Source organism: Pseudomonas sp. HR96, assembly GCF_034059295.1.
Lineage (GTDB): Bacteria > Pseudomonadota > Gammaproteobacteria > Pseudomonadales > Pseudomonadaceae > Aquipseudomonas.
The window spans coordinates 3,877,651-3,892,371 of record NZ_CP139141.1 but is presented as its reverse complement, the minus strand read 5'-3'; the positions used below and the strand labels follow the sequence as shown (position 1 = coordinate 3,892,371).

Sequence of the window (14,721 nt, the reverse complement as noted above, 5' to 3'; positions counted from 1 at the left end):
TTCAGCGGCAGATGACAATCATGCTCCGGCTGGTATACCCGGCCGGGTTCAGCCCGAACGGGTAGTCCCCAGGGTCTTCCACCGCATCGCCGGACTTGGCGATGATCTTGTAGCCCTTGGGGGCGCACGAATCGGCAGCGCTCTGATAGCACTGCTCCCAGTTCGACGAAAGCCCGGAGCAGTTGATGTGCAAGCCCTTCTTGCCGCGGGTGACGTGTGACGACTGGGTGGCTGCGCAAGCGCTCAGCAGCAGCGCGGTAACCAGTAGCGTGGCGTGTTTCATTGATATCCTTGCTGGCATGCGCGAGTGGTCTCGGCTGCGATGGGTTCGCACTGATTCCCAGGAACGCTCCTTGTCCGGGTCAACTGCGTGCTGGCGTTTATTGCCGGACTACAGACTAAACAGACCGGCCCGCCAACGCAAATGGCCATCATGCTGGACCTGACCCGTTCAATCCATGGCAACGGCTGGCGCGCTGTCCTTGCGCAGCGTCAGGGTCGCACCCACCGACGCACCGATGATCGAGGCGATCGCCAGCCACTGGGTGACGCTGAGCACCTCGTGCAGAAACAACAGCCCCGACAAGGCACCGAATGCCGGCTCGATGCTCATCAGGGTGCCGAAGGTGCGCGCTGGCAGACGCGTCAAAGCGACCATTTCCAGGCTGTAGGGCAGGGCTGTGGAAAGGATTGCAACGCCGATTCCCAACGGTATCAGCGCCGGGTTGAGCAGGGCGGCTCCGGCGTGGACCATACCTACCGGCGCCACGAACAGTGCGGCGATCATCACGCCCAGGGCGGCAGTCTGCACGCCATTGTCATGCCCGGCTTTTTGCCCATACACGATGTACAGTGCCCAGAACGCTCCGGCACCCAATGCGAAACCTGCCCCCACCAGGTCTATGCCGGCGGCAGCGTCACCCATGGGAACCAACAGGATCAGGCCCAGCACAGCCAGGGCGATCCAGGCGAAGTCGATGGCGCGACGCGAGCCATACAGGGCCACTACCAGCGGACCGGTAAACTCCAATGCCACGGCGATGCCCAGTGGCACCGTGCGCAGCGACATGTAGAACATCAGGTTCATGCAGCCCAGGGATATGCCGTAGACCACCACACTGCGCAACGACGCGGCGTTGAATCGGGCCCTCCAGGGGCGCAGCAACAGCAGCATGACCAGGCTGGCAAAAAGCAGGCGCAGGGTGGTGGTGCCTTGTGGGCCGATCAGGGGAAACAGCTGCTTGGCCAGTGAGGCTCCGGATTGAATCGAGGCCATGGCAATCAGCAGCAGGCCGACAGGAAACAGGCTGCTGGCGAGACTGGGTTTGATGGTGTTCATGTAAGGGCAGGTCCGGCTGTATATAGAAGAAGGAATACGCAGGCAGCGCCTCCATACGCACATGATGAGCAAGATCGAGAAAATGAGCAATATACTGCGCAATTTCTTTTCTTTGCAGAATCCCTTCAATGGGGGGTTGACGCCTTCCGAGATCTGTCTATAATTCGCCCCACTTCCGGCGCAGACGAAACGGAAAACTCCTTGATATTCAATGAGTTAACCGAAGTAAGCAGCGAGGTGGTGCTTCGATGCGGGCTTGGGCCTGACGATCGAAAGCGGTGAAAAAGGTGGTTGACAGCGGTTTGAAACGCTGTAGAATTCGCCTCCCGCTGACGAGAGATCGAAGCGAGTCAAGTGTTTGGTTCTTAACGAGATTGTCGTTAAAAACTTCAAAATAAACGCTTGACAGGCTCTGAGGAAAGCGTAGAATGCGCGCCTCGGTTGAGACGAAAGAATCAACCAACCGCTCTTTAACAACTGAATCAAGCAATTCGTGTGGGTGCTTGTGAGATAAGACTGATCGTCACTAGATTATCAGCATCACAAGTTACTCTGCGAGAAATCAAAGATGTAACCAACGATTGCTGAGCCAAGTTTAGGGTTTTCTCAAAACCCATGCAGCATTGAACTGAAGAGTTTGATCATGGCTCAGATTGAACGCTGGCGGCAGGCCTAACACATGCAAGTCGAGCGGATGAGAAGAGCTTGCTCTTCGATTCAGCGGCGGACGGGTGAGTAATGCCTAGGAATCTGCCTGGTAGTGGGGGACAACGTTTCGAAAGGAACGCTAATACCGCATACGTCCTACGGGAGAAAGCAGGGGACCTTCGGGCCTTGCGCTATCAGATGAGCCTAGGTCGGATTAGCTAGTTGGTGGGGTAATGGCTCACCAAGGCGACGATCCGTAACTGGTCTGAGAGGATGATCAGTCACACTGGAACTGAGACACGGTCCAGACTCCTACGGGAGGCAGCAGTGGGGAATATTGGACAATGGGCGAAAGCCTGATCCAGCCATGCCGCGTGTGTGAAGAAGGTCTTCGGATTGTAAAGCACTTTAAGTTGGGAGGAAGGGTTGTTTCCTAATACGAAGCAATTTTGACGTTACCGACAGAATAAGCACCGGCTAACTCTGTGCCAGCAGCCGCGGTAATACAGAGGGTGCAAGCGTTAATCGGAATTACTGGGCGTAAAGCGCGCGTAGGTGGTTTGTTAAGTTGAATGTGAAATCCCCGGGCTCAACCTGGGAACTGCATCCAAAACTGGCAAGCTAGAGTAGGGTAGAGGGTGGTGGAATTTCCTGTGTAGCGGTGAAATGCGTAGATATAGGAAGGAACACCAGTGGCGAAGGCGACCACCTGGACTCATACTGACACTGAGGTGCGAAAGCGTGGGGAGCAAACAGGATTAGATACCCTGGTAGTCCACGCCGTAAACGATGTCAACTAGCCGTTGGGAGTCTTGAACTCTTAGTGGCGCAGCTAACGCATTAAGTTGACCGCCTGGGGAGTACGGCCGCAAGGTTAAAACTCAAATGAATTGACGGGGGCCCGCACAAGCGGTGGAGCATGTGGTTTAATTCGAAGCAACGCGAAGAACCTTACCAGGCCTTGACATCCAATGAACTTTCCAGAGATGGATTGGTGCCTTCGGGAACATTGAGACAGGTGCTGCATGGCTGTCGTCAGCTCGTGTCGTGAGATGTTGGGTTAAGTCCCGTAACGAGCGCAACCCTTGTCCTTAGTTACCAGCACGTTAAGGTGGGCACTCTAAGGAGACTGCCGGTGACAAACCGGAGGAAGGTGGGGATGACGTCAAGTCATCATGGCCCTTACGGCCTGGGCTACACACGTGCTACAATGGTCGGTACAGAGGGTCGCCAAGCCGCGAGGTGGAGCTAATCTCACAAAACCGATCGTAGTCCGGATCGCAGTCTGCAACTCGACTGCGTGAAGTCGGAATCGCTAGTAATCGCGAATCAGAATGTCGCGGTGAATACGTTCCCGGGCCTTGTACACACCGCCCGTCACACCATGGGAGTGGGTTGCACCAGAAGTAGCTAGTCTAACCTTCGGGAGGACGGTTACCACGGTGTGATTCATGACTGGGGTGAAGTCGTAACAAGGTAGCCGTAGGGGAACCTGCGGCTGGATCACCTCCTTAATCGACGACATCATCTGTTTCATGAGCACCCACACGAATTGCTTGATTCATTGAAGAAGACGATAGAAGCAGCTTTATGCTCCAAGCTGATAGCTCACGCTAACGGCTACAAGCTCGAAATTGGGTCTGTAGCTCAGTTGGTTAGAGCGCACCCCTGATAAGGGTGAGGTCGGCAGTTCGAATCTGCCCAGACCCACCAATTTTGTGTGGGAAACGCCTGTAGAGATACGGGGCCATAGCTCAGCTGGGAGAGCGCCTGCCTTGCACGCAGGAGGTCAACGGTTCGATCCCGTTTGGCTCCACCATTACTGCTTCTGCCTTAAAGCTTAGAAATGAGCATTCCATCAGATGATTGATGCGTGAATGTTGATTTCTAGTCTTTGACTAGATCGTTCTTTAAAAATTTAGGTATGTGATAGAAGTATAGACTGGATAGCACTTTCACTGGTGTTGTTCAGGCTAAGGTAAAATTTGTGAGTTACTCTCAATTGACTTGAGAAAGCAAATTTTCGGCGAATGTCGTCTTCACAGTATAACCAGATTGCTTGGGGTTATATGGTCAAGTGAAGAAGCGCATACGGTGGATGCCTTGGCAGTCAGAGGCGATGAAAGACGTGGTAGCCTGCGAAAAGCTTCGGGGAGTCGGCAAACAGACTGTGATCCGGAGATGTCTGAATGGGGGAACCCAGCTGTCATAAGACAGTTATCTTGTACTGAATACATAGGTGCAAGAGGCGAACCAGGGGAACTGAAACATCTAAGTACCCTGAGGAAAAGAAATCAACCGAGATTCCCTTAGTAGTGGCGAGCGAACGGGGACCAGCCCTTAAGTGGCTTGGAGATTAGCGGAACGCTCTGGAAAGTGCGGCCATAGTGGGTGATAGCCCTGTACGCGAAAATCTCCTTGTCATGAAATCGAGTAGGACGGAGCACGAGAAACTTTGTCTGAATATGGGGGGACCATCCTCCAAGGCTAAATACTACTGACTGACCGATAGTGAACTAGTACCGTGAGGGAAAGGCGAAAAGAACCCCGGAGAGGGGAGTGAAATAGATCCTGAAACCGTATGCGTACAAGCAGTGGGAGCAGACTTTGTTCTGTGACTGCGTACCTTTTGTATAATGGGTCAGCGACTTATTTTCAGTGGCGAGCTTAACCGAATAGGGGAGGCGTAGCGAAAGCGAGTCTTAATAGGGCGTCTAGTCGCTGGGAATAGACCCGAAACCGGGCGATCTATCCATGGGCAGGTTGAAGGTTAGGTAACACTGACTGGAGGACCGAACCGACTACCGTTGAAAAGTTAGCGGATGACCTGTGGATCGGAGTGAAAGGCTAATCAAGCTCGGAGATAGCTGGTTCTCCTCGAAAGCTATTTAGGTAGCGCCTCATGTATCACTGTAGGGGGTAGAGCACTGTTTCGGCTAGGGGGTCATCCCGACTTACCAAACCGATGCAAACTCCGAATACCTACAAGTGCCGAGCATGGGAGACACACGGCGGGTGCTAACGTCCGTCGTGAAAAGGGAAACAACCCAGACCGTCAGCTAAGGTCCCAAAATCCTGGTTAAGTGGGAAACGATGTGGGAAGGCTTAGACAGCTAGGAGGTTGGCTTAGAAGCAGCCACCCTTTAAAGAAAGCGTAATAGCTCACTAGTCGAGTCGGCCTGCGCGGAAGATGTAACGGGGCTCAAACCAGGTACCGAAGCTACGGGTATCATCTTATGATGATGCGGTAGAGGAGCGTTCTGTAAGCCTGTGAAGGTGAGTTGAGAAGCTTGCTGGAGGTATCAGAAGTGCGAATGCTGACATGAGTAACGACAATGGGTGTGAAAAACACCCACGCCGAAAGACCAAGGTTTCCTGCGCAACGTTAATCGACGCAGGGTTAGTCGGTCCCTAAGGCGAGGCTGAAAAGCGTAGTCGATGGAAAACAGGTTAATATTCCTGTACTTCTGGTTACTGCGATGGAGGGACGGAGAAGGCTAGGCCAGCTTGGCGTTGGTTGTCCAAGTTTAAGGTGGTAGGCTGAGATCTTAGGTAAATCCGGGATCTTAAGGCCGAGAGCTGATGACGAGTGTCCTTTAGGACGCGAAGTGGTTGATGCCATGCTTCCAAGAAAAGCTTCTAAGCTTCAGGTAACCAGGAACCGTACCCCAAACCGACACAGGTGGTTGGGTAGAGAATACCAAGGCGCTTGAGAGAACTCGGGTGAAGGAACTAGGCAAAATGGCACCGTAACTTCGGGAGAAGGTGCGCCGGTGAGGGTGAAGGACTTGCTCCGTAAGCTCATGCCGGTCGAAGATACCAGGCCGCTGCGACTGTTTATTAAAAACACAGCACTCTGCAAACACGAAAGTGGACGTATAGGGTGTGACGCCTGCCCGGTGCCGGAAGGTTAATTGATGGGGTTAGCGCAAGCGAAGCTCTTGATCGAAGCCCCGGTAAACGGCGGCCGTAACTATAACGGTCCTAAGGTAGCGAAATTCCTTGTCGGGTAAGTTCCGACCTGCACGAATGGCGTAACGATGGCGGCGCTGTCTCCACCCGAGACTCAGTGAAATTGAAATCGCTGTGAAGATGCAGTGTATCCGCGGCTAGACGGAAAGACCCCGTGAACCTTTACTATAGCTTTGCACTGGACTTTGAATTTGCTTGTGTAGGATAGGTGGGAGGCTTTGAAGCGTGGACGCCAGTCTGCGTGGAGCCAACCTTGAAATACCACCCTGGCAACTTTGAGGTTCTAACTCAGGTCCGTTATCCGGATCGAGGACAGTGTATGGTGGGTAGTTTGACTGGGGCGGTCTCCTCCTAAAGAGTAACGGAGGAGTACGAAGGTGCGCTCAGACCGGTCGGAAATCGGTCGTAGAGTATAAAGGCAAAAGCGCGCTTGACTGCGAGACAGACACGTCGAGCAGGTACGAAAGTAGGTCTTAGTGATCCGGTGGTTCTGTATGGAAGGGCCATCGCTCAACGGATAAAAGGTACTCCGGGGATAACAGGCTGATACCGCCCAAGAGTTCATATCGACGGCGGTGTTTGGCACCTCGATGTCGGCTCATCACATCCTGGGGCTGAAGCCGGTCCCAAGGGTATGGCTGTTCGCCATTTAAAGTGGTACGCGAGCTGGGTTTAGAACGTCGTGAGACAGTTCGGTCCCTATCTGCCGTGGACGTTTGAGATTTGAGAGGGGCTGCTCCTAGTACGAGAGGACCGGAGTGGACGAACCTCTGGTGTTCCGGTTGTCACGCCAGTGGCATTGCCGGGTAGCTATGTTCGGGAAAGATAACCGCTGAAAGCATCTAAGCGGGAAACTTGCCTCAAGATGAGATCTCACTGGAACCTTGAGTTCCCTGAAGGGCCGTCGAAGACTACGACGTTGATAGGTGGGGTGTGTAAGCGCTGTGAGGCGTTGAGCTAACCCATACTAATTGCCCGTGAGGCTTGACCATATAACACCCAAGCAATTTGCGTCGAACGACCAGATTGCGGTGTTGTGAAGACGACAACAGCACGAAAATTTGCGACTCACAAACATCACATACCTGATTTGCCGAGTTGTCCCTCAAAAGACACCTCGGCACCCGAATTTCTTGACGACCATAGAGCATTGGAACCACCTGATCCCATCCCGAACTCAGCAGTGAAACGATGCATCGCCGATGGTAGTGTGGGGTTTCCCCATGTGAGAGTAGGTCATCGTCAAGATTAAATTCCAGAACCCCATCTGCTCGCGCAGATGGGGTTTTGTTTTTGTGCCTGGAAAACGCCCAAGGCAGGCCCAGCTGCCATGCAGGGCCTGGTGCAATGCGGGCAATGTGGGAGTGGGCGCAGCCCACGATCTTTTGATCCTGCAGATCAAACCGGCCTGACGGCCTCGCTGGGGCTTCGCCCCCTCCCACAACCCACCTCTCCCACTAGAGCGGAAGGCTTGCGAATCTCTTCACCAACCGCACTTTCTGCTTGCCAAATCTGCAGTTCTCACCCCCACCAACGCGCGGCCGCAGCAAGTTATCCACCACAATCTTGGGTATCTCTGTGGATAAGTCGCTGTAAGGCTTGTGCCACCTGCCTTGGACAGCTTTGCTCGGAAAATGAACAACTTGGCGATGCGCCAAGGTACTGGCAGGGGGCGTCTTTACAGCTGCGCGACAGGCCTGTCGCTTTCCCATCAAGTGCCGCTCAATCCAGCTGCCAACCCAGCCCCAAGGACTTGTGCAGCGAGGCAAAATCCTTGAGCAAGGCGGCGTCGCCCGAGATCCGGTTCTCCTGCGCCTGATAGCGTGTACGTTCAGCGTCAAGCCAATCCAGGGTGCTGGCAGTGCCGGCGCGGTAGCGCTGGCGGGTCAGGTCGGCGGCGCGCCCAGCGGACGCTTCGACGTCTTGCAACAGCAGCAGATTCTGGCGCTGGTGGCCGTAGCGGGCCAGTGCCACATCGGCGTCGCGCAGGGCGCCGAGGACCACGCCTTTGTATTGCGCCAGCGCCTGGTCGCGGTTGGCCTCGGCGCCTTTGACACTGGCGCTGACGCGGCCGAAGTCCAGCACGTTCCAGGTCAGACGCGGCAGCAGGAGCCAGGTGCCGTTGTCCTTGCGCACCAGGTGGCCGGGGTCTGCCGCCGAGAACGAGAGGTCGCCCATCAGGCTGAGCTTGGGGAACCAGTCCGCCTGCTTCTCGCCGATCTGCGCATAGGCCGAGGCCAACTGGCGTTCGGCGACGCGGATGTCCGGACGAGCCTTGAGGATGGCTGCCGGGTCGGCGTAAGGCACATTGGCGGGCACCCTTGGCATGGGTTGCGACGGTGCCAGGCGAGCGTCGACAGCGCCCGGCTCAAGGCCGCAAAGCAAGCTCAGCTGGTCCAGCGACTCGACCATCGAGGCTTGCAGTGGCAGGCGCTGGGCGCGGGTGTCCTGCAGTTGGGTCAGCACCTGCTCCAGTTGCAGTTGCGAAGCCACGCCGCGGCTGCGACGCTGCCCGGTCAGGTCCAGGGCCTGGCTCTCGATGTCGACGCTGGCATCCACCAGGGCAAGCCGTCCCTGCCATTCACGCAGGTCGGCGTAGCTTTGCACCACCTCGGCGGCCAGTTGTACCTGGGCGTCGGCCAGCCGCGCCTGGGCCGAGTCGGCCTCGGCGCTGGCCGCTTGCACGGCGCGCCGGGTACCACCGAACAGGTCGGCCTCCCAGCTGGCATCGAAACCTGCCAGGTAGAAGGTCAACGGGCCCCGACCGCCCCCGCTGCTGTCGCCGCTCAGTGCAGACAGGTCAGGAGAGCGCAGCTTGAGCATGTCGGCTTCGGCGCCGAGTTTGGGCAGGGCATCGGCCCTGGCGCCGCTCAGGCTGGCCCGCGATTGGCGCAAGCGGGCGGCAGCGCTGGCGATGTCCGGGCTGTTGCGCAAAGCCTGATCGATCAGCTGGTCCAGTGTCGGGTCACCCAGCGCCAGCCACCAGCGGGCCACCGCCGGGCTGCTGGCCTCGCTGCCTGCATGCGGCAGGCGCCCGGCGCTCAGGGTCCCGGTGGCCACTGCGGGGGCGCCTGGGTAGTTGGGGCCCACCGTGCAAGCGGCGAGGCAGGCGCTGGCGAGCAAGGTGTAGACAAAGCGGATATTCATGGGCGAGGGCCAGCCGGCGCTGTGCGCTTTTTGAGGAGGAAGATCAGTGGCAGGCAGGCCAGCATGGCCAGGCCGAGTGCATAGAAAGCGTCGTTGTAGGCCATCACCGCAGCCTGTTGGGCGATGTCGTTGGCCAGTTGGCCGAACGCCTGCAGCTGCGCGGTGCCGGGGTCGCCGGTTTGCGCCAGGTAGCTCGCGGTCCAGCTGGTGATCTGGTCCTGGGCCAGGCTGCTGTTGGCGCTGATGCCTTCACGCAGGGCGCTGTCGTGAAAGTGGCTGCGGCGGTCCATGAGGATGCCCAGCAGCGCCAGGCCGAAGGTGCCGCCCAGGTTGCGCGACATGTTATACAGCCCGGCAGCGTCGCCGGCATGTCGGGCCTCCACCGAGCGCATGCTCAGCTGGCTGAGCGGCATCATCACCAGGATCTGGCCGCAGCCGCGCAGCAACTGCGACCCGATGAAATCGTGGCCGACGCTGGCTGTGGTCAGCTCGGTGTCGAGAAAACAGCTGGCCCAGTACAGCAGCAGACCGGCGCCGACCATGTAGCGCAGATCGTAACGGCCAAGAATCCTTGGCAGGAAGGGCAGCACAATGAACGCCGGAATGCCCGACAGCAGCATGATCGACCCCGACTGCTCGGCGTTGTACCCCGATAGAATGCCGAGAAACTGCGGCACCAGGTAGGCCGTGCCATACAGGCCCGCCCCGACGGCGGTGCCGATCAGCAGCACACTGGCGAAACTGCGGTTGCCCAGCAGCTGCAGGCGCAGAATGGGCGTGCGTGCGCGCCACTGGCCGATGGCGATCAGCAAGAAACCGATCGCCGAGGCGAGGCTCAGCCAGGTGATCAGCACCGAGTCGAACCAATGTTCGCGTTGGCCCTCCTCGAGCACCACGGTCAGCGATGCCAGCCCCATGGCCAGGCCCAGAATACCCAGCCAATCGGCCTCGATGAATTGTGCCAGGTTCATCCGCTCACTCGGCAGCCCGGTCAGCAGGAGGGTGATCAACGCCACGCTGATGGGCAGATTGAGAAAGAAACACCAGCGCCAATCGATGTTCTCGGTCAGCCAGCCGCCGATGACCGGCCCCAGCAGTGGCCCGAGGATGGCGGTCATGCCGAACAGCGTGGTACCGATCGGCAACTGATGGGTAGGCAGGCGAGTGCGCACGATGGTCTGTGCGGTGGGGATCATCGCGCCGCCGGCAAAACCCTGGCCGATACGTCCGGCGATCATCGCGCCAAGGCTCGATGACAGGCCGCAGAACATCGAGAAGAGGGTGAACATCAGCGCCGTGCCGATCAGAAATCGGCGCAGGCCAAATACCCGGGTCAGCCAGGCGGCCAGCGGAATCATGACGATTTCCGACATCAGGTAGCCGGTGGCGATCCAGGTGCCTTCGCTGCCGGTGGCGCCAATCTGGCCCTGGATCTGCGGCAGTGCCGAGTTGGTGATGGAGATGTCCAGGGTCGCCAGCAGCGCTCCCAGGGAGCCGGCGGCCACGGCGATCCAGTCGGTCAGCGAGGCATTGCGCGGCGTTTCGGCCGCCGCCGGGTGCAGCGCGGACTCAGCCATGATGAGCGTCCGCCGCAGTGGTGCGGGTGTCGACCTCGACGGTCGCTGACAGGCCGGGCAGCAACACCCCACGCAGGGCGTCGGGCACCTGCAGATCAATGCGCACCGGCACGCGCTGGACGATCTTGGTGAAATTGCCGGTGGCATTGGACGGGGCCAGCAGCGCGAATTGCGCGCCGGTGCCGGGTGCCAGGCTGTCGATGCGGCCTTGCAGGTCATGGCCGGGCAGAGCATCGACGTGCACGGTGACGGCCTGGCCCGCGTGCATGGCGCTGATCTGGGTTTCCTTGAAATTGGCGGTCAGGTACAGCGCGTCGACAGGCACCACCGTCAGCAGCCGCGTGCCAGGCTGCACGTATTGGCCGACGCGCACGCCGCGGTCGGCGATGCGGCCGTCCAGGGGGCTGACGATCACCGCATCATCGACATCCAGCTGGCTCTGCGCTGCGCTGGCCTGGGCCACGCCCAGTTGCGCGCGAGCCTGCTTGAGCTGCGCCTGCAAGGTGGCGTAGCGGGTCTGGCTGGAGCGCAACGCGGCCTGGCGGGCGGCGAGGGTGCTGCGGGCCTGGTCGAGCTGGTTGTGCAGTTGCGCGAGGCGCTCCTCGGGCTCGGCGCCAGACCGCGCCAGCGGGGCATAGCGGGCGACCTCGGTCTGCGCGTGGCGCACGTCGGCCTGGGCCCCTTGCAGCTGGGCGCTGGCTTCGGCGATGGTGGAATCCTGCTGCACCAGGTCGGCCTCGGCCTTGGCCCGGTCGGCCTGGCGCGCGGCAATGGTGGCGCTGGCCTGGTCGGTGACCGCCTGGTACTTGCGGGCATCCAGGCGCACCAGCACGTCGCCACGGCGCACGTACTGGTTATCGGTCACCAGCACCTCGCCGACGTAACCGCTGATCTTCGGCGCCACGCTGATGTTGTCGGCCTGCAGGTAGGCGTCATCGGTGCTTTGCATGAAGCGCCCGTTCAGCCACCACCACAGGCCCCAGCCCAGCGCGAGCAGCAAGGCAACGCCGACCAGCGTCAGGAGAATTCGGCGGGCCTTGCCGCGCTGCTCTTCGGGTGGGATGGATGGGCTGGGGGAGGAGACTGCAGGCGGCATGGGGCCACTCCAAAATATACCGTTTGGAATAAAATCAGATGTTCGCCAAATTTTGTCAACTGGTATATTTTGGCCGGCATGCTTTTCATCGACCGCCAATGCACAGGAGAGCGGCCTCATGGCACGACACAGACCGACTGCCGAGGGCGGTTACCAGCGCGGTGAAGAAACCCGTCTGCGAATCGTCGAGGCGGCGGTGGCGGTGTTTGCCGAGCGTGGCTACGACGGCGCTTCCACCCGGGAGATCGCTGCCGCCGCCGGGGTCAACGCTCCGGCCATCCAGTACTACTTCGATGGCAAGGAAGGGGTCTACCTGGCGTGCGTTGAGCACCTCATCGAACGGCTATGGCAGCGCATGGGGCCCTCGGTCGAAGCCGCCCACGGCGCCCTGGCCGACCCGGCGACGCCCGACCAGCTGCTGATCGAGATATCCCTGCAGCTGCTCAGCGCGGTGCTGGCGTCGATCCAGGACGACCCGCAGACCACGGCCATGGGCAACTTTCTCGAGCGCCATCAGGCCGGCTTGTGTCCGCCGAGCGCGACCCAGGCGTTCGAGGAGCGCTTCAAGGCGCGTATCAGCCAGGTGATCCGCCTGCTGATCGCACGGCTGGCGGGGCTGGCGGTGGACGATGAACGCACGGTGATTCATGCCATGGCGCTGTTCACCCAGGGCCTGGCGTTCCGTATCCGCAAGCCTGGGCTGCTGGCCGCGCTGAAATGGACCAGCATCGATCAGGCGCAGATGGAACGGGTGCGTGACGTGGTGCTGACCCAGGCACGCTTCACCCTCGAGGGCCTGGCCCGGCAGAAAGGCGCCTAGCCTGCCTGCAGCAAGGCGCTGACCCGGGCGGCGAGGACATCCACCGCGAACGGCTTGGTCAGCACCTGCATGCCGTGGCCCAGCTGTTCGTTGCCGATGGCGGCGTTTTCGGCGTAGCCGGTGATGAACAGGGTCTTGAGCCGCGGGCGCACTTCGCGTCCGGCGTCCGCCAACTGCCGCCCGTTCATGCCCCCGGGCAGGCCGACATCGGTGATCAGCAGGTCGATGTGCACGTCCGAGCGCAGTACCTTGAGCCCGGCGATGCTGTCGGCTGCCTCGATCAAGGTGTAGCCGCGCTCGCCGAGCACGTCGGTCAGCAGCATGCGTACGGTCGGTTCGTCTTCGACGATCAGGATGGTCTCGCCGGCCTCGGCGAACGCGGCGGTCGGTTCGCCGCTGGCGTTTTCTTCAGGGGCCGCTTCGCCGTGGTAGCGCGGCAGGTACAGGCAGATAGTCGAACCGTGGCCGAGCCTGGACTGGATACGCGCCTGGCCACCGGATTGCTCGGCGAAGCCGTAGATCATCGACAACCCCAGGCCTGTGCCCTGGCCGGTCGGTTTGGTGGTGAAGAAGGGATCGAAGGCCTTGGCCATCACTTCCGGCGTCATGCCAGTGCCGGTGTCGGTGACGCACAGCGACAGGTACTCGCCGTACGGGATGCCGTAGGTGCTGGCGGCATCATGGGCGAGCAGGCAATTGGCGGTCTCGATGGTGATGCTGCCGCCGTCCGGCATGGCATCGCGGGCGTTCAGGCAGAGGTTGAGCAGGGCGTTTTCCAGCTGACTGGCGTCCACCAGCACTGGCCACAGGCCGGGGGCGCCGACCGTGTGCAGGAGGATGCCGGGGCCGACCGTGCGCCGGATCAGCTCGGCCATGCCGTCGACCAGGCTGTTGACGTCGGTGGGGCGCGGGTCCAAGGTCTGCCGGCGGGAAAACGCCAGCAGCCGGTGGGTCAGCGCGGCGGCCCGACGCGCGGCGCCCTGGGCACTGAGCATGTACTTGTCGATGTCGGCGTAGCGGCCCTGCAGGATCTTCTTGCCCATCAGCTCCAGCGCCCCGGAGATACCCGCCAGCAGGTTGTTGAAGTCATGGGCCAGGCCACCGGTGAGCTGTCCGACGGCTTCCATCTTCTGCGACTGGCGCAGCTTCTCCTCGGCCTGCATCAGCTCGGCGGTGCGTTCGGCGACGCGCTGCTCGAGGGTGTCGTTGAGCGCGCGCAGGGCGGTGGTCGCGCGGTCGCGCTCGGCCTCGACGCTGCGCCGCTCCTCGACATCGATCAGCACGCCGGGAAAGCGCAGCGGTGTGCCATCTTCGCTGTGTTCGACGCGGCCATTGGCCTCGATCCAGTAGTAGCGGCCGTCGTCGCGGCGCACCCGGTACTGGTGCGAGTAGGCGCCGCCGCGGGTCACCGCTTCGTTGATGGCCAGCAGCAGGCTGTCGCGGTCGTCGGGGTGCACAGTGGCCGCCACTTGTTCCAGGCTCAAGCCGTCGCGGCCCAGGGCCGGGTCCAGGCCGAAGGCGCGGGCGAAGGCTTCATCGACGGTGAAGCGGTCGGTGGGCAGGTGCCAGTGCCAAGTGCCGATGATCGCCCCGGCGGCCAGGGCGAGCTGCACCCGCTCGATGTTTTCGCGGGCGATCGCCTCGCTTTCGCGCAGGCGCTCCTCCGCACGGCGGCGGCCGGTCACATCGCTGAAGAAGATCGCAATCTGCCGCTGCGCCGGGTCGCCCACGCGCACCGCGCGCACGTCGAACCAGCGCTCGAAGGTGTTGGCGTAGCTCTCGAAGTTGGCCGACTCGCCGGTCTTGGCGACGTGGCCGTAGGTCTCGAACCAGAATTTTTCCAGGTCCGGGGCGAACTCGGTGACCCATTTGCCGCGCAGGTTGACCCCGGCCTGGCGTTCGAACGCCGGGTTGGCTTCAAGGAAACGGTAGTCTACCGGGTGGTCGTCGGCATCGAACTTGACCTGGACGATGGCGAATGCCGCCTCGATGGTTTCCAGGATGGTCCGGAAACGCTCCTCGCTGCGCTCGACGGCCAGGTGCAGGCGCACCACCTCGGCCTGAAGCGCCTGCTGGTCAAGCTGGTTGAGAGTATCGTCGGTCACGCGAGTGCTTTCATGTC

At 60.3% G+C, this 14,721-nt stretch carries 7 protein-coding genes, 2 tRNA genes and 3 rRNA genes; 6 read left to right on the top strand and 6 right to left on the bottom strand.

The genetic code is table 11. The features are described 5' to 3' along the window. Position 1: 1 nt before the first annotated feature. Positions 2 to 283 carry a hypothetical protein gene (locus SFA35_RS17375; protein WP_320571771.1) on the bottom strand — a complete coding sequence of 94 codons (282 nt, stop codon included), beginning with the start codon at positions 281 to 283 and terminating at the stop codon, positions 2 to 4. A gap of 168 nt (positions 284 to 451) precedes the next feature. Next, on the bottom strand, positions 452 to 1,339 hold the full coding sequence (gene rhtA, locus SFA35_RS17370; protein WP_320571770.1) for a threonine/homoserine exporter RhtA: 888 nt from the start codon (positions 1,337 to 1,339) through the stop codon (positions 452 to 454). A gap of 625 nt (positions 1,340 to 1,964) precedes the next feature. Here rhtA and SFA35_RS17365 point away from each other — a divergent pair. The 5 genes from SFA35_RS17365 (at position 1,965) to rrf (ending at position 7,207) form a co-directional block, all read left to right on the top strand. Next, positions 1,965 to 3,501 (top strand): 16S ribosomal RNA (locus SFA35_RS17365). Between the two features lie 122 nt (positions 3,502 to 3,623). Next, a tRNA-Ile gene (locus tag SFA35_RS17360) sits at positions 3,624 to 3,700 on the top strand. A 30-nt stretch (positions 3,701 to 3,730) separates the two neighbouring features. Then, a tRNA-Ala gene (locus tag SFA35_RS17355) sits at positions 3,731 to 3,806 on the top strand. Positions 3,807 to 4,058: 252 nt separating this feature from the next. Next, positions 4,059 to 6,951 (top strand): 23S ribosomal RNA (locus SFA35_RS17350). 140 nt (positions 6,952 to 7,091) lie between these two features. Next, positions 7,092 to 7,207 (top strand): 5S ribosomal RNA (gene rrf / locus SFA35_RS17345). Together the 16S, 23S and 5S rRNA genes with 2 tRNA genes alongside form the textbook arrangement of a ribosomal RNA operon. 474 nt (positions 7,208 to 7,681) lie before the next feature. On the opposite strand, the gene SFA35_RS17340 is transcribed toward rrf, so the two are convergent. From SFA35_RS17340 to SFA35_RS17330, 3 genes are read right to left on the bottom strand one after another with little or no spacing between them, the layout of a single operon-like run. Then, the gene (locus SFA35_RS17340; protein WP_320571769.1) at positions 7,682 to 9,106 is read right to left on the bottom strand and encodes an efflux transporter outer membrane subunit; all 1,425 of its coding nucleotides are present in this window, start codon (positions 9,104 to 9,106) and stop codon (positions 7,682 to 7,684) included. Continuing rightward, positions 9,103 to 10,683: a DHA2 family efflux MFS transporter permease subunit gene (locus tag SFA35_RS17335; RefSeq protein ID WP_320571768.1), complete on the bottom strand. Its 1,581-nt coding sequence runs from the start codon at positions 10,681 to 10,683 to the stop codon at positions 9,103 to 9,105. The genes SFA35_RS17340 and SFA35_RS17335 overlap by 4 nt, the downstream gene beginning before the upstream one ends. After that, positions 10,676 to 11,779 (bottom strand): HlyD family secretion protein, encoded by a 1,104-nt coding sequence (locus SFA35_RS17330; RefSeq protein ID WP_320571767.1) that lies wholly within the window; start codon positions 11,777 to 11,779, stop codon positions 10,676 to 10,678. Before SFA35_RS17330 ends, SFA35_RS17335 begins: the two co-directional genes overlap by 8 nt. Positions 11,780 to 11,897: 118 nt before the next feature. On the opposite strand from SFA35_RS17330, the gene SFA35_RS17325 reads away from it, so the two are divergent. Beyond that, positions 11,898 to 12,599: a CerR family C-terminal domain-containing protein gene (locus tag SFA35_RS17325; protein WP_320571766.1), complete on the top strand. Its 702-nt coding sequence runs from the start codon at positions 11,898 to 11,900 to the stop codon at positions 12,597 to 12,599. Here SFA35_RS17325 and SFA35_RS17320 read toward each other — a convergent pair. Next, positions 12,596 to 14,653 (bottom strand): ATP-binding protein, encoded by a 2,058-nt coding sequence (locus SFA35_RS17320; protein WP_320579084.1) that lies wholly within the window; start codon positions 14,651 to 14,653, stop codon positions 12,596 to 12,598. The two genes, SFA35_RS17325 and SFA35_RS17320, sit on opposite strands and share 4 nt — an antisense overlap. Positions 14,654 to 14,721 lie beyond the last annotated feature (68 nt).

Excerpts from the sequence above, each read along its gene's own strand:
- SFA35_RS17340 (WP_320571769.1), bottom strand. The coding sequence starts at position 9,106 with ATGAATATCCGCTTTGTCTACACCTTGCTCGCCAGCGCCTGCCTCGCC.
- SFA35_RS17325 (WP_320571766.1), top strand. The coding sequence starts at position 11,898 with ATGGCACGACACAGACCGACTGCCGAGGGCGGTTACCAGCGCGGTGAA.
- SFA35_RS17330 (WP_320571767.1), bottom strand. The coding sequence starts at position 11,779 with ATGCCGCCTGCAGTCTCCTCCCCCAGCCCATCCATCCCACCCGAAGAG.
- SFA35_RS17375 (WP_320571771.1), bottom strand. The coding sequence starts at position 283 with ATGAAACACGCCACGCTACTGGTTACCGCGCTGCTGCTGAGCGCTTGC.
- rhtA (WP_320571770.1), bottom strand. The coding sequence starts at position 1,339 with ATGAACACCATCAAACCCAGTCTCGCCAGCAGCCTGTTTCCTGTCGGC.
- SFA35_RS17335 (WP_320571768.1), bottom strand. The coding sequence starts at position 10,683 with ATGGCTGAGTCCGCGCTGCACCCGGCGGCGGCCGAAACGCCGCGCAAT.